At 67.6% G+C, this 22,177-nt stretch carries 19 protein-coding genes; 13 read left to right on the top strand and 6 right to left on the bottom strand.

All coding sequences use genetic code 11. The features are described from left to right. The first annotated feature begins 87 nt into the window (after positions 1–87). From CRO07_RS06720 to CRO07_RS06710, 3 genes are all read left to right on the top strand, one after another. On the top strand, positions 88–609 hold the full coding sequence (locus CRO07_RS06720) for a TRAP transporter small permease (RefSeq protein WP_176504504.1): 522 nt from the start codon (positions 88–90) through the stop codon (positions 607–609). A 4-nt stretch (positions 610–613) separates the two neighbouring features. Next, positions 614–1,897 (top strand): TRAP transporter large permease, encoded by a 1,284-nt coding sequence (locus CRO07_RS06715; RefSeq protein ID WP_097029922.1) that lies wholly within the window; start codon positions 614–616, stop codon positions 1,895–1,897. A 90-nt stretch (positions 1,898–1,987) separates the two neighbouring features. After that, positions 1,988–4,333: a Hint domain-containing protein gene (locus CRO07_RS06710; RefSeq protein WP_097029921.1), complete on the top strand. Its 2,346-nt coding sequence runs from the start codon at positions 1,988–1,990 to the stop codon at positions 4,331–4,333. A gap of 162 nt (positions 4,334–4,495) precedes the next feature. On the opposite strand, the gene CRO07_RS06705 is transcribed toward CRO07_RS06710, so the two are convergent. Continuing rightward, positions 4,496–6,790 carry a DEAD/DEAH box helicase gene (locus tag CRO07_RS06705; RefSeq protein ID WP_097029920.1) on the bottom strand — a complete coding sequence of 765 codons (2,295 nt, stop codon included), beginning with the start codon at positions 6,788–6,790 and terminating at the stop codon, positions 4,496–4,498. A gap of 243 nt (positions 6,791–7,033) precedes the next feature. Here CRO07_RS06705 and trxA point away from each other — a divergent pair, with 243 nt between their 5' ends. From trxA to CRO07_RS06690, 3 genes are read left to right on the top strand one after another with little or no spacing between them, the layout of a single operon-like run. After that, the gene (trxA, locus tag CRO07_RS06700) at positions 7,034–7,948 is read left to right on the top strand and encodes a thioredoxin (protein ID WP_097029919.1); all 915 of its coding nucleotides are present in this window, start codon (positions 7,034–7,036) and stop codon (positions 7,946–7,948) included. Positions 7,949–7,975: 27 nt separating this feature from the next. Beyond that, positions 7,976–8,620 carry an LON peptidase substrate-binding domain-containing protein gene (locus CRO07_RS06695; RefSeq protein ID WP_097029918.1) on the top strand — a complete coding sequence of 215 codons (645 nt, stop codon included), beginning with the start codon at positions 7,976–7,978 and terminating at the stop codon, positions 8,618–8,620. Next, a complete protein-coding gene (locus CRO07_RS06690) occupies positions 8,617–8,796 on the top strand; it encodes a Trm112 family protein (protein WP_097029917.1) in 180 nt (59 codons plus the stop codon). Before CRO07_RS06695 ends, CRO07_RS06690 begins: the two co-directional genes overlap by 4 nt. Positions 8,797–8,969: 173 nt before the next feature. On the opposite strand, the gene CRO07_RS06685 is transcribed toward CRO07_RS06690, so the two are convergent. Further along, a complete protein-coding gene (locus CRO07_RS06685; protein WP_097029916.1) occupies positions 8,970–10,196 on the bottom strand; it encodes an FAD-dependent monooxygenase in 1,227 nt (408 codons plus the stop codon). An 82-nt stretch (positions 10,197–10,278) separates the two neighbouring features. Between CRO07_RS06685 and CRO07_RS06680 the strand changes: the two genes are divergently transcribed. From CRO07_RS06680 to CRO07_RS06665, 4 genes are all read left to right on the top strand, one after another. After that, positions 10,279–11,604 (top strand): amidase, encoded by a 1,326-nt coding sequence (locus CRO07_RS06680; protein WP_097029915.1) that lies wholly within the window; start codon positions 10,279–10,281, stop codon positions 11,602–11,604. A gap of 123 nt (positions 11,605–11,727) precedes the next feature. After that, positions 11,728–12,906, top strand: a complete 1,179-nt coding sequence (locus tag CRO07_RS06675; protein ID WP_097029914.1) for an aminotransferase class I/II-fold pyridoxal phosphate-dependent enzyme — start codon at positions 11,728–11,730, stop codon at positions 12,904–12,906. Positions 12,907–12,916: 10 nt separating this feature from the next. After that, positions 12,917–16,114: a DNA translocase FtsK gene (locus CRO07_RS06670; RefSeq protein ID WP_097029913.1), complete on the top strand. Its 3,198-nt coding sequence runs from the start codon at positions 12,917–12,919 to the stop codon at positions 16,112–16,114. A gap of 74 nt (positions 16,115–16,188) precedes the next feature. Next, complete coding sequence (locus tag CRO07_RS06665; RefSeq protein WP_176504503.1) at positions 16,189–16,791, top strand: LolA family protein; 603 nt, start codon at positions 16,189–16,191, stop codon at positions 16,789–16,791. Positions 16,792–16,803: 12 nt separating this feature from the next. On the opposite strand, the gene CRO07_RS06660 is transcribed toward CRO07_RS06665, so the two are convergent. Continuing rightward, positions 16,804–17,385 (bottom strand): transglycosylase SLT domain-containing protein, encoded by a 582-nt coding sequence (locus tag CRO07_RS06660; RefSeq protein WP_097029912.1) that lies wholly within the window; start codon positions 17,383–17,385, stop codon positions 16,804–16,806. Positions 17,386–17,653: 268 nt separating this feature from the next. On the opposite strand from CRO07_RS06660, the gene hspQ reads away from it, so the two are divergent. After that, positions 17,654–17,980: a heat shock protein HspQ gene (gene hspQ / locus CRO07_RS06655; RefSeq protein WP_097030084.1), complete on the top strand. Its 327-nt coding sequence runs from the start codon at positions 17,654–17,656 to the stop codon at positions 17,978–17,980. A 251-nt stretch (positions 17,981–18,231) separates the two neighbouring features. On the opposite strand, the gene CRO07_RS06650 is transcribed toward hspQ, so the two are convergent. Both CRO07_RS06650 and CRO07_RS06645 read right to left on the bottom strand, forming a co-directional pair. Then, entirely contained in the window at positions 18,232–19,080 is an 849-nt protein-coding gene (locus CRO07_RS06650; protein WP_097029911.1) for an ATP-binding protein, read from the bottom strand. Next, on the bottom strand, positions 19,070–19,405 hold the full coding sequence (locus CRO07_RS06645; RefSeq protein ID WP_097029910.1) for an STAS domain-containing protein: 336 nt from the start codon (positions 19,403–19,405) through the stop codon (positions 19,070–19,072). The genes CRO07_RS06650 and CRO07_RS06645 overlap by 11 nt, the downstream gene beginning before the upstream one ends. Before the next feature lie 96 nt (positions 19,406–19,501). On the opposite strand from CRO07_RS06645, the gene CRO07_RS06640 reads away from it, so the two are divergent. Together CRO07_RS06640 and CRO07_RS06635 are read left to right on the top strand one after the other, a co-directional pair. Further along, positions 19,502–19,954 carry a GAF domain-containing protein gene (locus tag CRO07_RS06640; RefSeq protein ID WP_097029909.1) on the top strand — a complete coding sequence of 151 codons (453 nt, stop codon included), beginning with the start codon at positions 19,502–19,504 and terminating at the stop codon, positions 19,952–19,954. Between the two features lie 9 nt (positions 19,955–19,963). Continuing rightward, positions 19,964–20,611 carry an RluA family pseudouridine synthase gene (locus tag CRO07_RS06635; protein WP_097029908.1) on the top strand — a complete coding sequence of 216 codons (648 nt, stop codon included), beginning with the start codon at positions 19,964–19,966 and terminating at the stop codon, positions 20,609–20,611. 13 nt (positions 20,612–20,624) lie between these two features. Here CRO07_RS06635 and CRO07_RS06630 read toward each other — a convergent pair whose 3' ends face one another. Beyond that, positions 20,625–22,070, bottom strand: coding sequence for an aldehyde dehydrogenase family protein (locus tag CRO07_RS06630; RefSeq protein ID WP_097029907.1), 1,446 nt, complete (start codon positions 22,068–22,070; stop codon positions 20,625–20,627). Between the last annotated feature and the right edge of the window lie 107 nt (positions 22,071–22,177).

The raw sequence follows: 22,177 nt of genomic DNA, 5'->3' as shown, positions 1-22,177 counted from the left end.
CCAGCCCTTGCCGCGGCCCGGCCCCGGGCTGCGGTCCTGCCTTTCCGGCCGGCCCATTCCGGGCGGCCACCGATCCCCGGACATGCCATGTTCCTGATCCTGTCCCGGCTTGACCGGGTTCTTGTCGCCGCGAACGGGCTTGTGGTTGTCGCGTTGCTGGGGGCGATGGCCTGCATCGTGTTCGCCAATGTCACGCTGCGGTTCCTGACCTCGGAGTCGTTGGTCTGGGCCGAGGAAGTGGCCCGGTATCTGATGATCTGGATGACCTTTCTTGGGGCGGGGCTTGCGCTGCGGCGGGGGTTGCATGTCGCCGTGGGCGGCGTTCAGCAGGCGTTGCCGGCCCGGGCCGGGCTGGTCCTGCGGGGGGTGGTGGTGGCGCTGATGCTGGCCTTCTTCGGTCTGATGGTCTGGACCGGCATGGACTACATGGATCGGATGGGCCGGCAGGTGACGCCCGCCACCCGGATCTCGTTCAAGTGGATCTATGCGGCGATGCCGGTGGGATTTGCGCTTCTGGTTCTGCACATGGCCTTTGCGCTGCCCGTCTGGCTGCGCACCGGCCGGTTCGAGTCGGTGTCGGCGCCGCCCGACGCCCCGCTGGCGGGGTGATCTTATGGCCCTGACGCTGTTCGCCGCCTTCTTTCTTCTTCTTGTGATCGGAATGCCGGTGGCCTTCGCGCTGGCCATCGCCGCGCTGGGTGCGGTGCTGATCGAGGGGCGCTATCCTGCGCTTGTCGTCGTGAAAGAGATGTTCGCCGGCCTCGACAGCTTTCCGCTGATGGCGGTGCCGTTCTTCATCCTTGCCGCCGAGCTGATGACCGGCGGGGCGATGACGCAGATCCTTTTGCGATTTGCCTCGCAGTTCGTGGGGCATCTGCGTGGCGGGCTTGGCTATGCCACCATCTTTTCTCAGACCCTGTTCGCGGGGATTTCAGGTTCGGCGCTGGCGGATGCGGCGGGGCCGGGGGCGGTGATGATCCGCATGATGGATCAGGGCGGCTATCACCGTGGGTATGCCGGGGCGTTGACGGCCTCGGCGGCGGTGATGGGGCCGATCATCCCGCCCTCGATCATCATGATCATTTACGCGATGCAGAACCAGTCGGTGACGGTGGGGGCGCTGTTCATGGCCGGCATCCTGCCGGGCGTGCTGATTGCCGCCGCGTTGACCGCCGTGAACTGGCACGTCAGCCGCCGACGCGGCTATCGCAGCGCCGCCCCGCGGCCCGCCGTCCGCGAGATGGTGGGCGTGACGCTGCGGGCGCTGCCGGCGCTGTTCCTGATCGTGGTGATCGTGGGCGGCATCCGCTTCGGCGTCTTTACCCCCACCGAGGCTTCGGTGATCGCGGTGTTCTATGCGCTGGCCTGCGGGATGCTGATCTATCGCTCGCTTCGGCTGCGGGATCTGCCGCGCCTGATGCTGAACGCGGCGCTGACCTCGACGGCGATCCTGCTGATTCTGGCGGGCGCGCGGGCCTTCGCCTGGGTGCTGATCGTCGAGGGCATCCCGCAGGCCATGGCCGGCGCCATCGGCGCGATGGAGCCCAGCCCCCTTCTGTTCCTGCTGGCGGTGAACCTGCTGCTGCTGCTGTTCGGGCTGTTTCTTGATCCGCTGCCGGGGGTGATGATCCTGACGCCGATCCTTGCGCCGATTGCGCACAGCCTTGGCATTGATCCGATCCATTTCGCCATCGTCACCATCGTCAACCTGACGCTGGGGATGATCACGCCGCCGGTGGGAAGCCTGTTGTTCGTCGTCTCGTCGGTTGCACGGCTGAAGGTGGGCGATCTGGTGCGAGAGATGCCGCCGTTCTACCTGGCCCATCTGGCGGTGCTGCTGCTGCTGACGCTGGTCCCCGGCCTTTCGACATGGCTGCCCCGGCTGGGCGGATTCTGATTATCGTTGTGGCGCCATGATCGCGCCTTAAATCGGACCCACTTTGTCCGTTTGAAGTCACCGGGGTAGTCCGCGCTGCGCGAGGATGACATGGCGACGATCATTGGGTGGATACTTCTCGACGACAGTCTGGTCGGGACCTCTGGCAATGATGTCATCTATGGCTATTCCGGCAATGACACGCTGATCGGCAACGCCGGCAACGACGTGCTTTATGGCGATGATGGCAACGACCTTCTGGCCGGTGGCAGTGGCGACGACTATGTCAGCGGCGGAACCGGCGATGACACGCTGCGCATTGGCGATGCCTTTGGCAATGACACGCTGATCGGCGGCGAAGGCGGCATGGTCGCGGGCGACCTGCTTTATGCCAACATGACGGTCGGCGCGACACTGACCTTCACCGCACCCGAGGCTGGCACCATCTCCAGTGGCGGCTACACCGCCATCTTCTCCGAGATCGAGCGTGTCCTGCTTGGGTCCGGCAATGACACGGTGACGGGGTCTTCTGGCGCCGACAGCATCGCCACCGGCGCCGGCGATGACAGCGTGATCGGTGGTGCGGGCAACGACACGATCGATCTGGGCGCGGGCAACGATACGTTCGGTTCCTGGACGAATGACGACGGCAACGACCGCGTGCTGGGCGGTGACGGCAACGATCTGATCGTGGGCGGGGGCGGCAACGATACGCTTTACGGCGATGCGGGCAACGACACGCTGGCAGGCGGGACGGGGAACGACCTGCTTTACGGCGGCACCGGCAACGATGTGTTCTACATCACCGACGGCCACGGCATCGACACGGTCTACGGCGAAGCCGATTACGACTTGCTTTACTTCACCAATTCCGCCGTCGCGACCGGGGTGACCGTCACCTATACCGGCACCGGCGCCGGCAGCTATGCCTTTGCGGGCACCACCGACAGCGGCACCTTCTCGTCGATCGAGGCAGTCTCGGGCACGGCCTATTCCGACACGCTGAGCGGCGCCCTGTCCGGCGCGGCGGTCAACCTTGCGGGCAATGCCGGCAACGATTCCCTGATCGGCAGCGCCGGCAATGACACGCTCGACGGTGGCGCCGGCGACGATACGTTGCGCGGCGGCGCGGGGGCGGATTCGCTTCTGGGCAGCACCGGCATGGACTATGCCGATTACAGCACCTCGGGCGCGGCGGTGCGGGTGGATCTGTCGACCGGCACCGGCACCGGCGGGGATGCGCAGGGCGATACGCTGAACGGGATCGATGGCATCATCGGCTCGGCCTACGACGACACGCTGATCGGGTTCGACGGGCAGGGCACCGTCAGCGGCGACATCTACACCAACGTCTTTTACGGCGGTGCCGGCAACGACCTGATGGACGGCCGCGGCGGCGACGACAGCCTGTATGGCGGCGACGACAGCGATACGATCTCTGGCGGCTCTGGCAGCGATCTGCTGTCGGGCGATGCGGGGGCCGACCTGCTTTACGGTGACGCTGGCAACGACACCCTGTCAGGCGGGCTGGGCGATGACACGCTGGATGGCGGTGACGGCGACGACCAGCTGGATGGCGGCGCGGGCAACGACCGGCTGTTCGGCGGCGCGGGCTCTGACACGCTGGCCGGCGGCACCGGCAGCGACACGCTCTTTGCCGGCATCGGGGATGTTGTCGTCGGCGGCGAGGATGCGGACGGAACCGACCGCGATGTGCTTGTGCTGCTGAAACAGCCGGGCTGGACCTACAAGATCGCTTATGACGAGGGCAACGCCGAGGCAGGCTGGGTCACCGTCACCACCGACACCGGCCAGACCGGAACGATCCGCTTTGACGAGATCGAGGCAATCCGCAAGGTTCTGGCCGTGCCCTGTTTCACCCCCGGCAGCCGGCTTCTGACCTTGCGCGGCGAAGTCGCGGTCGAGGATCTGGCCGTGGGCGACATGGTGCTGACCCGTGACAGCGGCTATCGCCCGGTGCGCTGGGTCGGGCGGCGGCGGCTGACCCCCGAGGCTCTTTTCCTGCATCCGGAACTGCGGCCGATCCTGATCCGCCGCGGCGCGCTGGGGCCGGACCGGCCGTCGCGCGACATGATGGTGTCGCGCCAGCATCGGATGCTGGTGTCGGACGGTCGGGCCGAGCTGCTGTTTGACGAATCCGAAGTTCTGGTGCGGGCGCTGCATCTGCTTGGCCTGCCCGGCATCGAAGAAGCGCAGGTGCCCGAGGTGACCTATCTGCACATCCTGTTCGACCGGCACGAGATCGTGATGGCCGATGGCGCCTGGACGGAAAGTTTCCAGCCCGGCGACCGCACGCTGGACGGGCTGGATCAGGATCAGTGCGCCGAACTGCTGGCGATCTTTCCCGAACTGGCCACCGAAGCAGGCGCCGACAGTTACGAACCCGCCCGCGCGACCCTGCGCGCCCACGAGGCACGGGCGCTGCTGGCGGCCTGATCGCTTATATTTTCAAGGGGGTGTCCGGGCGCAGGTCCAGCGACTTGGTCTGCCGAACAGGTGGGCGTGGCCCCGTCACAGAACCGCCTTGGCCCCGAACCGGGCCGTCGTCGGTCCGATCCGGGCCAAAGGCGACGCGCGCCCCGGCCCGGACCTTTGGGATCAGCCGCGCGGTTTCTTCGGCGGCGTGAAGCGGCGCGAGGGATCGCTGGCGTCGGCCTTGGGGGCCTTGCGCGGCGCGTCCTTCTTGAATCCGTCCTTCTTGAAGCCTCCGGCGCGGGGCGGGCGCTCGCCCCCTTCGGTCTTGGCCTTGAACGGGCGCTCGCCAGCCGGGCGGGCCGGACGGGCATCGGTCGAACGCGGCTTGAACCCTTCGCCCTGCGGACGGCTGTCGTCGCCGGTCCGGGCAGGCCGGTCCGATTTCGCGCCATGCGACTTGAACCCGGCCGAGCGCGGCGCCGCGTCGGATTTGCCGCCGTGCGACTTGAACCCAGCCGAGCGCGGGGCCGAGCGTTCGGCGCGGTCATCCGGGCTCCACCGCGGTTTGCGGCTGTCGTCGCGTGCCGGTTTGCGGTCGGCGGATGCCTCATCCGAGGCGTCGCGGCGCGGGCGCGGGGCGTCGTGCATTTCACGCTTCGCGAATGGCGCGCTGTCTTCACGGCGCGGACGGGGGGCCTTGGTCGGGCGGTCGTCCGGGGTCCAGCCCGATGCGCGCGGGGTCTCGGCGTCATCGACAAAGCGTGCGGGCTTGGGCTGATAGGCCGGCTTTTCGCGGCGCGGGGCCTCGTCGCGCGGGGCGCGCGGAGAGGTCGGCCGGCCTTCGGGGCGCGGCGCATAGGGTTTGCGGGCCGGGCGTTCGGGCCGTTCCAGCGACGGTTCGCCGTCAAGGCGCATCATGCCGACGCCGGCTTCGATTTCCAGCGCGTCGCCAAAGCGGCCGGCAGCGGCCTTGGCGATCTGGACAAAGGTGTTGTCCTGCTGGACGCGGATGGCGCCGATCTCGTTCTTGGTGATGCCGCCGGCTTCGCAGATCTTCGGCAACAGCCAGCGCGCCTCGGCCCGGCCGGTGTGGCCGACGCCGATGGAATACCAGACCGCCTCGCCGAATTCGCCGCGTTCGCGCGGGGCGCGGGTGCTGGCGTCGGGCGGGGTCAGATCCTGAAGCACCTCGGGGGCCGAGCGCCCCTCGCGCCACAGCCGGACAAAGGCCGCCGCCATCTGCTGCGGACCAAAGCGGTCCAGCAGCGCGTTGGCCAGCGGCATCTCGTCGGCCAGATCCAGCGCCAGAACCGGATGCTCCAGAAGCCGGGCGTCGTCACGTTCCTGCACCTCGTCGGCGGACGGGGGCTTGGCCCATTCCGCCACCAGCTTCGCGCCGGTCAGAAGCCGTTGGGCCTTGCGCACCTCGGACGGCGCCACGACCAGAACCGAAACCCCTTTCGAGCCCGCCCGCCCGGTCCGTCCCGACCGATGCAGCAGCGTTTCCGAATTCGACGGCAGGTCGGCATGGATCACCAGTTCCAGCCCCGGCAGGTCGATGCCGCGTGCGGCCACATCGGTTGCGATGCAGACGCGGGCGCGACCGTCGCGCAGGGCTTGCAGGGCGTGGGTGCGTTCCTGCTGGCTCAACTCGCCCGACAGCGCCACGACCTGAAAGCCGCGGTTGCCCATCCGCGCCAGCAGATGGTTCACCGCCAGCCGGGTCTTGCAGAACACGATCGCCGAGCGCGCCTCGTAGAAGCGCAGCACGTTGAAGATCGCGTGTTCGCGGTCACGGGCGGAAACCGTCAGCGCGCGGTATTCGATGTCGGCGTGCTGCTTTCTTTCGCCCGCGGTCTGGATGCGCACGGCGTCGCGCTGGAAATCCTTGGCCAGCGCCTCGATTTCCCGTGGAACGGTGGCCGAGAACATCAGCGTGCGGCGTTCTTCCGGCGCGCTGGACAGGATGAATTCCAGATCCTCGCGGAAGCCGAGGTCAAGCATCTCGTCGGCCTCGTCCAGCACCACGGCGCGCAGGCCGGTCAGATCCAGCGAGCCGCGCTCGATGTGGTCGCGCAGGCGGCCGGGGGTGCCGACGACGATATGGGCGCCGCGTTCCAGCGCGCGGCGTTCGCTGCGATAGTCCATGCCGCCGACACAGGTGGCGATCTGGGCGCCGGCCTCAGCGTAAAGCCAGGACAGTTCGCGTGCGACCTGCAACGCCAGTTCGCGGGTGGGGGCGATGGCCAGCGCGATCGGCGTGTCGGCAAACAGCAGCTTGTCGTTGCCCTGAAGGATCTGGTCGGCCACGGCGATGCCGAAGGCCACGGTCTTGCCCGATCCGGTCTGGGCCGAAACCAGCGCGTCGCGGCCGGCGATGCCTTCGGCCAGAACGGCCTCTTGCACGGGGGTGAGGGAATCGTAGCCTTTGGCGGCCAGGGCCGCGGCCAGCGGCGCGGCGATAGTCGTATGGGTCATGTATCTGCCAGAAAGGGGACGCGCGAGGCGCCCGGGTTGACGGCCAACCTGTCCCCTTCGCGGCCGGGTTGCCTGACCCGCCGCCCGAGCATTCGGGCCGTTGCAATGCCCCATACAGGATTCGCGGCCCCCTGTATAGCCGGCATGGGATGCGTCACGGGCGGGGGCTTCCTCTGGTTTGCCTCTTGGCCTTTCGCGGACCCGCGCGCATATAGAAACACCACGTCAGTCGGAGGATAAACCATGTTCGGATTCGGGGACAGGACCGCAACGGGCGCCGCTCCGCAGGGCGATCTTGTGAAGGACACGTCCGAGGCGACCTTCATGCAGGATGTGATCGACGCCAGCCGCGACGTGCCGGTGATCGTCGATTTCTGGGCGCCGTGGTGCGGCCCCTGCAAGACGCTTGGCCCCGCGCTGGAGGCCGCGGTGCTGGCCGCCAAGGGCAAGGTCCGTATGGTCAAGGTCAATGTGGACGAAAACCAGATGATCGCGGGGCAGTTGCGCATCCAGTCGATCCCGACGGTCTTCGCCTTCTTTCAGGGCCAGCCGGTCGATGCCTTTCAGGGTGCGTTGCCGCCGTCGGAAGTGAAGAAATTTGTCGACAAGATCGCCTCGCTGGGTGGCGACGGCGGTCTGGCCGAGGCGCTGGAAGCAGCCGAGCAGATGCTGGCCGAGGGCGCGGTGGTCGATGCGCTGGAAACCTTCGCCGCGATTCTGGGCGAAGAGCCGGAAAATGCCGCCGCCTATGCCGGGCTGGTGCGCTGCCATCTGGCGGCGGGTGACGTGGCACAGGCCGAGGCTTTCGCCAATGCCGCCCCGCCCGCCATTGCCAAGGCCAAAGAGCTTGAGGCCGCCAAGGCGCAGATCGAACTGGCCCGGCAGGCCGCCAAGGCCGGCCCGGTGGCCGAGTTGCAGCGCGCCGTCGAGGCCGATCCGGCCAATCCGCAGGCCCGCTTTGATCTTGCGCTGGCGCTGCATGCGGCGGGCCGCATCGACGAGGCGGTGGACGCATTGCTGGAGCTGTTCCGTCGTGACCGCGAATGGAACGACGGCGCGGCGCGGGCGCAGCTGTTCACGATCTTTGATGCGCTGAAGCCCACGGATCCGATCGTGCTGAAGGGCCGGCGCCGGTTGTCGTCAATGATATTTGCCTGACGCCGGGCGCGAACTAGGTAAGCGGGCATGATCAAGCAGGCCGACCTTCCAGACATCATTCCCGTCTTTCCGCTTCCCGGCGCGCTGCTGTTGCCGCGCGCCCGGCTGCCCCTGCACATCTTCGAGCCGCGCTACCTGCAAATGCTTGAGGATGTGCTGAAAACCCCGCAGCGGCTGATCGGCATGGTCCAGCCGCGCGAGGTGCCGGGCGGGGGCGAAAAACGGCTTCACGCCATCGGCTGCGCCGGGCGGCTGACCGGCTTTTCCGAGACCGAGGACGGGCGCTACATGGTTACGCTGTCGGGGATCTCGCGGTTCCGGGTGGTGTCCGAAGTGCAGGGCTTTTCGCCCTACCGGCGCTGCACGGTGGACTGGGCGCCGTTCGCGCGCGATCTGGGGCCGGTCGAAACCGACGGCGGCTTTCGCCGCGAGGCGTTCCTGGATCTGCTGGGCCGCTATTTCGCGGCGATGGAATTGTCGACCGACTGGGGCAGCCTGCGCGAAGCCGAGGAGGAGTTGCTGATCAACTCGCTGTCGATGCTCTGCCCCTTCGACCCCGAGGACAAGCAGGCGCTGCTTGAGGCGCCGTCGTTGGAAACCCGGCGCGAGACGCTGGTGACATTGATCGAATTCGCCCTGCGGGGCGGTAATGGTGATGAGGTGATGCAATGACCGAGGCCCCCCTGTTCGACCGCCGGATGCTGGAGGCGCTGGTCTGTCCGGTGACGCAATCCGCGCTGGGCTATGACGCCGAGCGGCAGGAACTGGTGTCGAGGGCGGCGAAGCTGGCCTTCCCGATCCGCGACGGGATTCCGATCATGCTGGTGTCCGAGGCGCGCGCCCTGTGAGGGCGCGGGCACGCGGTGATCGGTGACTGGCGGGGGATTTGCTCCGGCTGGCAGTTGGATCGGCGGGGGGCTGCCCCCCGCCGTCAGTTTGAGAAGACGGGGGGTTGAGAAGACGGGGGGCGCTGCCCCCCGCGCCCCCCGGGATATTTGCGCCAGAATGAAAGGGTAGGCCGTCAGATCGGCTTGCCTTGCAAGAGTTTTGGCAGGTCGCCGGTCAGTCCGGCCGCCTGGCGGATGAAGGTGCGGCGCAGGGCGGGGATCGCATTGACGAGGCCCATGCCGAGGTCGCGGCCCGTGCGCAGGATCGGGTTGTCATTCGAGAACAGCCGGTTCACCGTATCCATGCCAAGCGCGAGGGCGGTGGAGTCGAAGCGGCGCCATTGCTGGTAGCGGTCGAGGACGAGGGGGGAGCCGATGTCTTCGCCGCGGCGGGCGGCGAGGGTGAGGGTTTCGGCCAGGGCCGCGACGTCGCGCAGGCCGAGGTTCAGGCCCTGGCCCGCGATCGGGTGGACGCCGTGGGCGGCGTCCCCGACCAGGGCGAGGCGGGGGGCCACGAAGCTGTGGGCAAGCGAGAGGGACAGCGGATAGGTGAAGCGTCTGCCCGCCAGCGCGATGGTTCCGAGGAAGTCGCCGAAACGGGGGCGCAGGGCGGCGAGGTAGTCCGCGTCGGGCAGGGCCTGGATGGCGGCGGCATTGGCGTCGGTTTCGCTCCAGACGATGGAGGAGCGGTTGCCGGGCAGCGGCAGGATTGCGAGCGGTCCGGAGGGCAGAAAATATTGCCAGGCGGTGCCGTGGTGTGGGTGGTCGTGCTCGATCGCAGTGACGAGGGCGGTCTGGCCATAGCCCCAGCCGGTGCGGCGGATGCCGGCGCGGGCCGCGCAGCCGCTTTGGCGGCCGTCGCAGCCGACCAGCAGGCGGCCGGTCAGGTGGGTGCCGGTCGAGAGGGTGATGCTGACGCCGGTGGCGGTGATCTGTTGCGCGTCGACCGTCGCGCCAGAGATCAGGCGGATGTTGGGATGCGCCTGCATGGCCGCCAGGAAGGCTGCATAGAGGAAACGGTCTTCCAGCATGTAGCCCATCGGGCCTTCCTCGATTTCGGCATGGTCGAAGGCGAGGAAGAAGGGTGCGGGGCCGTTGGCGGTGGTTCCGTCGGCGGTGACGATCTTCAGGATCGGCTGGCTGTGGGGGGCCACGCCCTGCCACAGCCCAAGCGCGGTCAGCAGCCGTTGTGAAGCCAGCGCCAAGGCATAGGCGCGGCCATCAAAGCCGGTCTCGGCACGGGCGGGGGCGGGGCGCGCGTCCACCACCGCCACGGAAAAGCCGGACTGGGCCAGCGCAAGGGCAAGGGCGGGGCCGTTCAGGCCACCGCCTGCGATCAGGAGGTCGGCATCATGGGTCATGGGGGCCAATATGGCCGGGGTTGCGGGATTGTCCAGTGACGTCGGTGCGGCTACCGTTCCGCGGCGGAAACGGGGGCGGGCGATGGACTGGCGGTGGATGACGGCGGCGGATCTGGGGCGCGGGATCGCGGCCGGGCGGATCCATCCGGTGGAACTGGCCGAGGCGTTTCTGGACGCGGCCGAGGCGCATCCCGACAGCGCGCGCATCCATGCACGGCTGACGCCGCAGCGGGCGCGCGACGAGGCGATGGCCGCGGCGCAGCGCGCCAAGGCGGGGGTGCGGCGCGGCTCGCTGGATGGGGTTCCGGTGTCGTGGAAGGATCTGTTCGACACGGCGGGGGTCGCGACCGAAGCGGGTTCGGCTTTGCTTGCGGGGCGGGTGCCGGCGCGCGATGCCGAGGTGCTGGCCACCGCCACGGCGGGCGGGCTGGTCTGTCTGGGCAAGACCCATATGTCGGAACTGGCGTTTTCGGGGCTGGGGCTGAACCCGGTGACCGCAACGCCGCCTTGCGTGAACGATCCGGCGGCGGTGCCGGGGGGGTCGTCTTCGGGGGCGGCGGCGTCGCTGGCTTTCGGGTTGGCTGCGGGGGCGATCGGGTCGGATACCGGCGGCTCGGTCCGGATTCCGGCGGCGTGGAATGATCTGGCGGGGTTGAAGACCACGTCGGGGCGGCTGTCGCTGGCGGGGGTGGTGCCTTTGGCTTCGCGGTTCGACACTGTGGGGCCGCTGGCGCGCAGCGTCGAGGATTGCGCGCTGTTGCTGGCGGCGCTCGAGGGGCGGCGCGCGGCGGATCTGGGGGGTGCCTCGCTGGCGGGGGCGCGGTTTCTGGTGCTTGAGACGGTGGCGCTGGACAACCTGCGCGAGGCGCCGGCGCGTGGCTTTGAAGAGGCGCTGGCCCGGCTGGCGCGTGCCGGCGCGCGGATCGAGCGGCTGGCCCTGCCCGAGGTGGCCGAGGCGATGGCGTTGGCCGGGGTGCTGTTCACCGCCGAGGCCTATGCGATCTGGCGCGAGGTGATCGAGGCGGCGCCGAAGCTGATGTTTCCGCGGATTCTCGAGCGGTTCCGCTCGGGGGGCGGGGTTGCGGCGACCGACTATCTGGCGGCATGGCGCCGGTTGGAGGCGTTGCGTCAGATCTGGTTGCAGCGGACGGCCGGGTGGGATGCGGTCCTTTTGCCGACCTCGCCGATCGTGCCGCCGAACGCGCAGCGGCTGATGACGGACGAGGAGTATTACGTCACCGAGAATCTTCTGGCCTTGCGCAACACCCGGATCGGCAACCTGTTCGGGCTGTGCGCGCTGACCCTGCCGACCGGGCAGCCGTCCTGCGGGATCTCGTTGATGGGGCATCCGTTCGGGGAAGACCGCCTTCTGCGGTTGGGGATGGCCGTCGAACGGGCGCTGGGCTGACGGGCGAAAAAGCCACAACCGGGGCCAAGGCGCCAGCCTGCCGGCGTTTTTCTGGACCCTGCGGGCGGTTGTCGCTATCCTGCCGGGAAACGGGGCGATACGACCCCGATCACGAGGCAGTCCATGGCATTTCCCGAGCGGTTTTCGAACCTGCCAGAATACGCATTTCCGCGTCTGCGGACGCTGCTGGATCAGCACGCCCCGGGGGGCGATCCCATCGCCATGACCATCGGCGAGCCGAAACACCCGATGCCCGAATTCGTGGGCCCGGTGCTGGCCGAGTCGCTTCAGGGTTTCGGGGTCTATCCGCCGAACGAGGGCACGCCGGAACTGCTGGCCGCGATCGGCGGATGGATCGCGCGGCGCTATCGGGTCACGGTCGGGCCAGAGCGGCTGATGGTGCTGAACGGCACACGAGAGGGGCTGTTCAACGCGGCCCTTGCGCTGGTCCCCGAAGAAAAGCGCGGGCGTCGGCCGGTGGTGTTGATGCCGAACCCGTTCTATCAGGTCTATGCGATGGCGGCGCTCGCTTTGGGGGCCGAGCCGGTCTATGTGCCGGCGCTGGCCTCGACCGGGTTTCTGCCCGATTATGCGGGCCTGCCGGCCGAGATTCTGGAACGCACGGCGCTGGCCTATCTGTGCTCGCCTGCCAATCCGCAGGGGGCTGTGGCCTCGCGCGATTACTGGGCCGGGCTGATGGCGCTGGCCGAACAGCACGATTTCCGCATCTTCGCCGACGAGTGCTACTCCGAGATCTGGCGCACCGCGCCGCCTGTGGGCGCGCTTGAGGTGGCCGATGCCACCGGCGCCGACCCGGAACGGGTGTTTGCCTTCCATTCGCTGTCGAAGCGGTCGAACCTGCCGGGGCTGCGTTCGGGCTTTGTGGCCGGGGGGGCGGGCGGTATCGCCCGCATCCGTCAGTTGCGCGCCTTTGCCGGGGCGCCGCTGCCCCTTCCGGTGCAAAGGGTGTCGGAACGGGCATGGGCGGACGAAGCCCATGTCGAGGCCAACCGCGTGCTTTATCAGGAAAAATTTCGCATCGCCGATCAGGTTTTTTCGGGGATGCAAGGCTATATGGGCCCTGAAGGCGGGTTCTTCCTCTGGTTGCCGGTGCCGGATGGCGAAGCGGCGGCGCTGCATCTGTGGCGCACGACCGGGGTCCGGGTTCTGCCCGGCGCCTATCTTGCGCGCGATGTCGGCGGCGAGAACCCCGGCAAGGGCTATATCAGGGTCGCCATGGTGGCCCCGAAAGACGACATGCAGTGCGGGCTGATCCGGCTTCGCGACTGCCTTTACGGGTGAGGACGGTAGCATGGCATCCTATAACGCTCGGCAGCGCGATCCGCTTCTGGATCAGAACATGCAGGCGATGCTGGAACGGCGCGGGCGCGAGTTGCTGGGGATCGGCCTTCTGCTGGTCGCGCTGTGCTTTGCGGTGCTGCTTGCAACCTATTCGCCCGAAGATCCCGGCTGGATGGTCGCCACCGACGAGCCGGCACAGAACGCGCTGGGCCGGTTCGGCGCCGCGGTCGCCTCGACGCTGATGATCATTGCGGGGCAGGGGTCGTGGGGGCTGCCGATCATTGCCGCCGCGTGGGGCGGGCGCTTCCTGCTGCACCGGGGCGAGGAGCGCGCGGTGGGCCGGATCGTCTTTGCCGTGATCGCGATCGCGCTGGGGTCGGTCTATGCCGCGACCCATGTGCCGGGGGCGGACTGGACCCATTCGTTCGGGCTGGGCGGGCTGTTCGGCGATACCGTGCTGGGCGCGCTGCTGGAAATCCTGCCGCTGCCGGCGGTCTTCGGGCTGAAGGTCATGTCGCTGCTGGCGGGGGGCGGGCTGGTGGCCATGGGCCTTTACGTCTGCGGTTTTGACGCGCGCGAACTGCGTCGGATCGCCCATTTCCTGCTGGTCGGGCTGGTCGTGACCTATAATGCGGCGCTGGAACTGGCCGGTAAGGGATCGGCGCAGGCGGCGCAACTGATGCAGGACCGCATCCGCGCCCATCGCGAAGGCCGCGCCGCCGTCGATGCCGCCGCTGTCCGCGCCGAGGCGATGCCCCGCCCGCGCACCCGTTTCAGCCAGCCGGACCAAGAACCGGAACCGGAACCGGCCCCTGCGCCGAAGGCCAGCTTTCTCAGCCGGTTGCGCCCCGCAGCGCCCGTCGCCGCCGAGCCTGATCCGGTGGTCGAAGACGCATGGGGCCGCCCCGCCGTCCTGCGCGCCGAGCCGCGCCACATCGAACCCGAACCCGCCCCCCCCGTGCGCGAGCGGCAGGGCCTTCTGGCGCGGATGCCGCAGATCATCCGCCGCGTCGCCGATCCCGAATCCGAACTGGTGGAGCCGACGCTGTCGGCCAATGCCGCCGCAGCCGAAGGCCCGACCGAGGATCGGATCAAGGCGCGGATCAACGATGTGATCCGGTCGCGCGTGCGCCAGACCACGGCGCCGATGTCGCCCATCGCCGCCGCCATCGCCCGGCGAGAGCCGCCGGTGGCGCGCCGCCGCCCGGCCCAGTCGCAACTGGTGGCCAGCCGCCGCGGCCCGATGGAACTGCCGCCCGAACCGCCGCTGGTGGCGGGCGGCGACAAGATCCGTTTCGCCTCGGGGATGGTGGCCTCGCGCGGGCCGGTGGGCGCTGCCGCGGCGCAACTGGCCGTCAGCGCACTGGACGCGGCCGCCGCCTCGCTTGCCGCGCCGCGGGTCCGCATGGACCATCCCGCTGATGATTGGGACGCAGCCGACCCGGAAACCTACGGCGATGACCTGCTGGCCTACGAGGCCGCGGGCCATGACGACGACCACCCCGAATGGCGCGAACACGAGGATTTCGACGACACCCCGGACTGGGCGCTGGATCTGGCCGAGCCTGCCGCGGCACCGGTCACCCCCCGGGTGCCCGAACGCGCGGTGGCGGTGCAGATGCCCCAGACCCGGCCGCAGCCGTCGAAACAGGCGGTGGCCGAAGCCCAGCCCCGGCTGCGGTTCGAAGAGCGGGAAACGCAGTATGAACTGCCGCCGCTGTCGCTTTTGACCTGCCCCTCGACGGTGGTGCGCAACACGCTGTCGGTGGATGCGCTGAAGGAAAACGCGCGGATGCTGGAATCCGTGCTGGACGATTACGGCGTCAAGGGCGAGATCGTGGACGCGCAGGCCGGCCCCGTCGTCACGCTTTACGAACTGGAACCGGCGCCTGGGCTGAAGGCCAGCCGCGTGATCGGTCTGGCCGATGACATCGCGCGTTCGATGTCGGCGCTGTCGGCGCGGGTGTCCACCGTGCCGGGCCGGACGGTGATCGGGATCGAACTGCCCAATGCCAGCCGCGAAAAGGTGATCCTGCGCGAAATCCTTGCTTCGCGCGATTTTGGCGACAGCGCGATGCGGCTGCCGCTTGCGCTGGGCAAGGACATCGCCGGCCGCCCGGTCGTTGCGAACCTTGCCAAGATGCCCCACCTGCTGATCGCCGGGACCACGGGTTCGGGCAAGTCGGTGGCGATCAACACCATGATCCTCAGCCTGCTTTACAAGCTGACGCCCGAGGAATGCCGGCTGATCATGATTGATCCGAAGATGCTGGAACTGTCGGTCTATGACGGTATTCCGCACCTTCTTTCGCCCGTCGTGACCGACCCGAAAAAGGCGGTCGTCGCCCTGAAATGGGTCGTGGGCGAGATGGAGGAACGCTATCGCAAGATGTCGAAGCTGGGCGTGCGCAACATCGAGGGCTACAACGGCCGCGTGTCCGAGGCGCTTGAAAAAGGCGAGATGTTCAAGCGCACGATCCAGACCGGCTTTGACGAGGATACCGGAGAGCCGGTGTTCCAGACCGAAGACCTGCAACCCGTCAAGCTGCCGTTCATCGTTGTCGTGGTGGACGAGATGGCCGACCTGATGATGGTGGCGGGAAAGGAAATCGAAGCCTGCATCCAGCGCCTTGCGCAGATGGCGCGGGCCTCGGGCATCCACCTGATCATGGCGACGCAGCGGCCCTCGGTCGATGTCATCACCGGCACGATCAAGGCGAACTTCCCCACCCGGATCAGCTTTCAGGTCACCTCGAAGATCGACAGCCGCACCATTCTGGGCGAACAGGGTGCCGAGCAGCTTCTGGGCATGGGCGACATGCTGTATATGGCTGGCGGCGCCAAGATCACCCGTATCCACGGCCCCTTCGTCAGCGATGAGGAAGTGGAGGAAATCGTCAACCATCTGAAAAGCTTCGGGCCGCCGTCCTACATGTCGGGCGTGGTCGAAGGGATCGAGGACGACCGCGCCGACGATATCGACGCGGTTCTGGGCCTTGGCGGGAACACCGACGGCGAGGATGCGCTTTACGATCAGGCGGTGGCCGTGGTCGCGAAAGACCGCAAATGCTCGACCTCGTATATCCAGCGCAAGCTTGGGATCGGCTACAACAAGGCCGCCCGTCTCGTCGAGCAGATGGAGGAGAACGGCGTGGTGACCGCCGCCAACCACGTTGGCAAACGCGAAATCCTGCTGCCCGAGCAGTAAGGGTGAAATCCTCCTCGCCGCAACGTGAAGGCGGGGGGGATGTGCAACGACGGTGAAGGGATTAGCTTGACGCCATGAAACCGATGCGCCTGATCCTTGCCCCGTTCGCCCTTCTTGCCCTTGCGGTTCCCGCGGCGGCCGAGAAGATCCCGCTGTCCGCGCTGTCGGCCTATCTGAACCGGCTGACCACCGCCGAGGCCGATTTCAAACAGGTGAACGCCGATGGCTCGATCTCGAACGGGCGGGTGTTCATCCGCCGTCCGGGGCGGGCGCGGTTCGAATATGCCCCGCCGGAAAAAAGCCTTGTGATGGCAGGCGGCGGACAGGTTGCGATCTTCGACGCCAAGTCGAACCAGCCGCCCGCGCAATATCCGCTGAGCCGCACCCCGCTGGGCCTGATTCTGGCCGAAACCGTCGATCTGGGGCGGGCGCGCATGGTCGTGGCCCATCAAGAGGTGGCCAATACCACCCGCGTGGTGGCGCAAGACCCCGCAAACCCCCAATATGGCACGATCGAACTGGTGTTCACCGCCAATCCGGTGGCGCTGCGTCAATGGGTCATCACCGACGACACCGGCAGCCAGACCACGGTGATTCTGGGTCAGATGAAGCAGGGGGCGAACCTTCCTGCCTCGCTGTTCAGCATCCCTGGCGAGATGGGCAAGCGCGGCCTGTAACGGCCGCGCAGATCAGCGCCGGCACGAGTCCAGCTGCGCGCGATACCGCTGTTCGCGTTCACCCACGCGCTGCGCCACCGCCAGAAGCCACGGCTTGCCGTTGTGGCTGCCGCGGGAATAGCCGGTGCGCCCTTCGTGATAGGCAAGATACTGGTTCGCGGCGTCCCATTTCGGGATTCCAAGGCTGCGGGTCGTGCCGTCCATGTACCAGCCCATGAAATCGGTCGCGTCATCGATCCGGTCACGCCGGGCGCCCCGCTTGCCGCGCTGCTGGGTATAGTCCTTCCACGTCCCGTCCAGCGCCTGACTATAGCCATAGGCCGAACTTTGCCGCCCCATCGGAATGATCCCCAGCAGATACTGATGCGGGGTCCGGGCATTGCCGATGAACTTGGATTCCTGATGGATCGTGGCCATTTGCACTGAAACCGGCACGCCCCAGCGCCGCTCGGTCGCCTTCATGGCCCGGTAATACTGAGGCCGTTCGGCGGCGATGCTACAGGCGTTTTCCAGATCGCGCGGCGCCGAGTAACGCCCACCGCCGCAAGATGCCAGAAACACCAGCAGGATTGCCGCGCGGAGAAGTCTGCTCATCTGCCCCTCGCGTTTTCATTTTGCCTTCAGGATAAGGCATTTCCGATGGGGGGGGAATGGTCCTGCGCCCGGATCGGATCAGAAAAACGCGAGGGACCGGGAACCGGCGCCACTGTCCGGCGTTGGCATCGCGGTGCCTGCCCTTTCACTTAAGTCGGGGCGGAAGCATCGGATGGCGAATGACCACATACTGTTTCCCGTGATGCGGCGCGTCGATGTGGACAAATGGATGTCAGAGGGAATAATGGAGTCCGCGGGGGTGCGTGACATGCTCAAGTCGGAAGCAAAGTATCATCTGGGCCAGGTTCTCCGCCATCGGAAGCATCCGTTCCGGGGCGTGGTGTTCGACGTGGACGCGATGTTCTCGAACACCGAAGACTGGTATGACGCCATCCCCGAGGACAGCCGCCCGTCGCGCGACCAGCCCTTTTATCACCTGCTGGCCGAAAACGACCAGAGCTACTACGTCGCCTATGTGTCCGAACAGAACCTTGTGCCCGACGACACCGGAGAGCCGGTCGAGCATCCCGACCTGTCGGAACTGTTCGGCGAGTTCGAGGACGGCCGCTATCCGTTGCAGTTCCAACTGAACTGACCGCGAGACCACGGCCGTGCCGCGGTGCGGCCAGATCCCGCACTGGCACCCATCTTTCTTGTGGAAATGCGGGACGGCCAAGGGCATTGACCCGATCCTTCGGGCCATCCCGTTACCGGGCAGGCCATGGTCTGTTTGGAGCAAGGGGCCGCGAAAGTCGGCGTCATCCAGGGCCATGAATCGCGGCGGGATGAGAGACCTCGGCGCAGAGGCCTGGGTGGGGGCGTTCGACCGCCGCGCCGAGGGAAGCCTTATCCAGCTACAATGTCATCATCGCTGTGCTGTTCGGCAGATTCGCAGCCGGATTCTGGCGGAAATGCGGTTTCTGCCGCGGCCAGTGCCGAGTCGGCCCGGCAGGGCAATCCCTTACCCGGGTGGCCAGCATCGCCACAAGCCGCGGCCGGTGCCGAGTCGGCCCGGCAGGGCAATCCGTCGCCCGGGCGTCCAGGATCGCCGCAAGCCAAGGCCGGCGCCGAGTCGGCCCGGCAGGGCAATCCCTCGCCCGGGCGTCCAGGATCGCCGCAAGCCGAGGCCGGCGCCGAGTCGGCCCGGCAGGGCAATCCGTCGCCCGGGCGTCCAGGATCGCCGCAAGCCGAGGCCGGCGCCGAGTCGGCCCGGCAGGGCAATCCGTCGCCCGGGTGGCCAGCATCGCCGCAAGCCGAGGCCGGCGCCGAGTCGATCCGGAAACGCAACCGATTGACGCCATTGGCGCGGCGGTATTCCAGATCGTGGGCAAGAGTTCGGATCAGCGACCAGCCAAACCCGCCTTCGGGCAGAGACGTCTCGGGCGGGGGCGCAGGGTCGGCCGACAGGGTTCCGTCCGGCATCGGCGCGCCGCGATCGGTGATCTGGCAGGTCAGCCGCCCCGGGCCAAGTTCCAGGGCCAGTTCGATTTCGCCGTGACTGTTGGCATAGGCATGTTCGACGATGTTGTTCAGAACCTCGGCCAGAACGATTTCGGCGGCGCCCCGGTCATCCTCGCCCAGAGATCGCAGCAGCAGCGAATCGAACAGTTGCGCCAGCGCCTGACGGACGGCAAGCGGGTCGCTGTCGATGGTGATGCGGGTGATGCCGCCGCCCCGGCCGGTATCAGCATGCATCGGGCTGACCGTCCGGCACGCGGTCATGGATGACGAACACCCGGTCCATGCGTGTCAGGCGGAACACCTTCTGCACCACCGGCCCCAGCGCGGCGAGTTCCAGCCGCCGATCCGGGCCCAGCAGTTTCATCACCGCCACCACCGCCCCCAGCCCGCTGCTGTCAAGAAAGGTCACCCGTGACAGATCCAGCATCACCCGAGAGCCGGGCGCCTTCACCAATTCGCGCATCCGGTCCTTGAACTGGACCGCCGCCGCGGCGTCGATCCTTTCTTCTTCCACGCGCACCACCAGCAGGTCGCCGCGCGTCTCGGCTTGCAGATTCATGGCGTCTCCTTGTTTCCAAGCAGGCTAGGGCGGGTTTCTTGACATTCCGTAACCGCCGCCGCATTCGTTCGCCCGCAGGAAACGGCGCGGGGAACCATGGATTACGACCAGCTCGACGCGACCATCGATGCGCTGTGCCACTCCGAGACCGACAGCGTCGCGCTGATGGCCACCGTTGCCTGCGAACTGCACCACGCCCATCCCCTGTCAGACTGGACCGGGTTTTACCGTGTCACCGAACCCGGGGTGCTGAAGATCGGCCCCTATCAGGGCGGGCACGGCTGTCTGGTGATCCCGTTTGCGCGCGGGGTCTGCGGCGCTGCGGCGCGCAGCCGGCAGGTTCAGCTTGTGCCCGATGTCGAGGCGTTCCCGGACCACATCGCCTGTTCGTCCCTGACCCGGTCGGAACTGGTGTTGCCCGTGATGAACGGGCAGGGGCAGCTCTTGGGGGTGCTGGATCTGGACAGCAACACGCCCGCCGCGTTCACCGAAACGGATGCCACGCGGCTGGCGGCGCTGCTGGCCCGCACCTTTCGCGATGCGCGCTGAGGCGGGGCTTTGACCGACAGCTACACCCCCCCCGATGTCCCGTTGGCACTGATCCATCACGATGCGCAGATCGTGGTGGTGGACAAACCCGCGGGCCTTCTGTCGGTGCCGGGCAAGGGCGAGGACAAGGCCGATTGCCTGATCGAGCGGCTGCGCGGGATCTTTCCGGAAATCCTTCTGGTGCATCGGCTGGACCGCGATACCTCGGGGGTGATGGTCTTTGCGCTGACCCGTGCCGCGCAGGGCAACCTTGGCCAGCAGTTCGAGAAGCGCCAGACAAAAAAGCTCTATGTCGCGCGGCTTGCCGGCCATCTGGAGCCGCGCGAGGGCCGGGTGGATCTGCCGTTGATCGTGGACTGGCCGAACCGCCCGCGCCAGCATGTGAACCACGAGACCGGCCGGCCGGCACAGACCGACTGGCGGGTGGTGAAGTATCTGCCGAATGAGACGCGGGTGCGGCTGATGCCGGTCACCGGCCGCAGCCACCAGTTGCGCGTCCACATGGCAGAGACCGGCCACCCGATCCTTGGCGATCCGCTTTACGCCACGGGCGCCGCGCGCGCGTATCCGCGGCTGATGCTTCATGCCGAAAGCCTGCGCATCCGGCATCCCGATTCGGGCAAAAGCATCACCTTCAGCGCGCCCTGCCCGTTCTGACCGGGCTGGCTGCCTAACCGGCGTCCGAGGCCCAGCCCGAGATCGCCTTGACCTCAAGGAACTCCTCGATCCCCCAGATCCCGCCTTCGCGGGCGCGGCCGCTGGCACGGACCCCGCCAAAGGGCGCACCGGCGCCGCGCGGCTTGCCGTTCATCTCGACCATTCCGGACCGCAGCCGCCGCGCCAGCCGGTTGCACCGGGCGCCGTCGCCGCTTTGGACATAGTTGGTCAGGCCATAAGGGGTGTCGTTGGCGATGCGCACCGCCTCGTCCTCGGTGTCGAAGGGCAGGATCGACAGGACGGGGCCAAAGATTTCCTCGCGCTCGATGGTCATCCCGGGGGTGACATCGGCAAAGACCGTGGGGCGCACGAAGAAGCCGCGGTTCAGCCCGTCGGGCCGGCCAAGGCCCCCCGCCACCAGCCGTGCACCTTCGTCGATGCCTTTCTGGATATAAGACTGGATCTGGTCGTATTGGCGGCGGTTCACCACCGGGCCAAGATGGCTGCCGGGGTCATGCGCGGGGGCGACACGGATACGCTCGGCCACCTCGCGGGCAATCTCGACGGCGCGATCATAGATCGGACGCTCGACCAGCATCCGGGTCGGCGCGTTGCAGCTTTGCCCCGAGTTGTTGAAGCAATGCCGCACGCCCTTTTCGACCGCGCGTTCGTCGGCATCGGCAAAGATCAGGTTCGCGCCCTTGCCGCCCAGTTCCAGCGTCACCCGTTTCAGCGTTTCGGCCGCCGCCTTCGAGATCGCCCGCCCGGCCCGGGTCGAGCCGGTGAACGAGATCATCTCGACATCGGGATGCGCCGAAAGCTGGCTGCCCACCCCCGCGCCGTCGCCGTTCACAAGGTTGAACACGCCGGCCGGAAAGCCCGCGTCATGCACGAATTCGGCAAACAGCATCGAGGACAGCGGCGCTTCCTCGGACGGCTTCAGCACGCAGGTGCAGCCCGCCAGCAGCGCCGGGATCACCTTCAACGTGACCTGATTCATCGGCCAGTTCCAAGGCGTTATCAGCCCCACGACGCCAATCGGTTCCAATGCGATCCGGTCGTTCGGGGCGTGATCGCCCAAGGGGCGGACCCATTCGATCTGCTGGAAGGCGGTCAGGAAATTCGTCAGATGCCATGGCAGGCACGGGGCCTGCGCGTTGCGCGCCATGTCGATGGGCGCCCCCATTTCAAGGCTGATGGCCCGGGCCATTTCCTCTTTGCGCGCCTCGTATTGGGCAAGGATCGCCTGAACCAGCCGCGCCCGTTCCGCGGGCAGCGTCGCGGCCCAGCCTTCAAAGGCGGCTTTGGCCGCGGCCACGGCGGCGTCGGTGTCGGCCTGATCCCCCAGCGAGATCACGGCGCAGGCGTCCTCGGTCGAGGGGTCGATCACCTCGCAGTCGCGCGGTGCGGCCGGGGCTGTCCAGCGCCCGCCAATGTAGAAATCGCGTTTCTCGATCATGGCATCCCCCCTTTGGCCGCATCCAAGCCTGTCATCCCGCCGCGCCGGGGGCAAGAACGGATCGGGCGACACCCCAAGCGGGTGCGATGCTCTCTTTCGATGGGGCG

This window comes from Cereibacter ovatus (assembly GCF_900207575.1).
GTDB classification, from domain to species: Bacteria; Pseudomonadota; Alphaproteobacteria; order Rhodobacterales; family Rhodobacteraceae; genus Cereibacter_A; species Cereibacter_A ovatus.
The sequence above is the reverse complement of the archived record's forward strand: the minus strand, read 5'-3'. Positions and strand labels throughout refer to the sequence as shown.

Excerpts from the sequence above, each read along its gene's own strand:
- CRO07_RS06705 (WP_097029920.1), bottom strand. The coding sequence starts at position 6,790 with ATGACCCATACGACTATCGCCGCGCCGCTGGCCGCGGCCCTGGCCGCC.
- CRO07_RS06710 (WP_097029921.1), top strand. The coding sequence starts at position 1,988 with ATGGCGACGATCATTGGGTGGATACTTCTCGACGACAGTCTGGTCGGG.
- CRO07_RS06640 (WP_097029909.1), top strand. The coding sequence starts at position 19,502 with ATGGATTACGACCAGCTCGACGCGACCATCGATGCGCTGTGCCACTCC.
- CRO07_RS06660 (WP_097029912.1), bottom strand. The coding sequence starts at position 17,385 with ATGAGCAGACTTCTCCGCGCGGCAATCCTGCTGGTGTTTCTGGCATCT.
- CRO07_RS06630 (WP_097029907.1), bottom strand. The coding sequence starts at position 22,070 with ATGATCGAGAAACGCGATTTCTACATTGGCGGGCGCTGGACAGCCCCG.
- CRO07_RS06715 (WP_097029922.1), top strand. The coding sequence starts at position 614 with ATGGCCCTGACGCTGTTCGCCGCCTTCTTTCTTCTTCTTGTGATCGGA.
- CRO07_RS06690 (WP_097029917.1), top strand. The coding sequence starts at position 8,617 with ATGACCGAGGCCCCCCTGTTCGACCGCCGGATGCTGGAGGCGCTGGTC.
- trxA (WP_097029919.1), top strand. The coding sequence starts at position 7,034 with ATGTTCGGATTCGGGGACAGGACCGCAACGGGCGCCGCTCCGCAGGGC.
- CRO07_RS06720 (WP_176504504.1), top strand. The coding sequence starts at position 88 with ATGTTCCTGATCCTGTCCCGGCTTGACCGGGTTCTTGTCGCCGCGAAC.
- CRO07_RS06665 (WP_176504503.1), top strand. The coding sequence starts at position 16,189 with ATGAAACCGATGCGCCTGATCCTTGCCCCGTTCGCCCTTCTTGCCCTT.
- CRO07_RS06695 (WP_097029918.1), top strand. The coding sequence starts at position 7,976 with ATGATCAAGCAGGCCGACCTTCCAGACATCATTCCCGTCTTTCCGCTT.
- CRO07_RS06680 (WP_097029915.1), top strand. The coding sequence starts at position 10,279 with ATGGACTGGCGGTGGATGACGGCGGCGGATCTGGGGCGCGGGATCGCG.
- CRO07_RS06670 (WP_097029913.1), top strand. The coding sequence starts at position 12,917 with ATGGCATCCTATAACGCTCGGCAGCGCGATCCGCTTCTGGATCAGAAC.
- CRO07_RS06675 (WP_097029914.1), top strand. The coding sequence starts at position 11,728 with ATGGCATTTCCCGAGCGGTTTTCGAACCTGCCAGAATACGCATTTCCG.
- CRO07_RS06645 (WP_097029910.1), bottom strand. The coding sequence starts at position 19,405 with ATGAATCTGCAAGCCGAGACGCGCGGCGACCTGCTGGTGGTGCGCGTG.
- CRO07_RS06650 (WP_097029911.1), bottom strand. The coding sequence starts at position 19,080 with ATGCATGCTGATACCGGCCGGGGCGGCGGCATCACCCGCATCACCATC.
- hspQ (WP_097030084.1), top strand. The coding sequence starts at position 17,654 with ATGCTCAAGTCGGAAGCAAAGTATCATCTGGGCCAGGTTCTCCGCCAT.
- CRO07_RS06685 (WP_097029916.1), bottom strand. The coding sequence starts at position 10,196 with ATGACCCATGATGCCGACCTCCTGATCGCAGGCGGTGGCCTGAACGGC.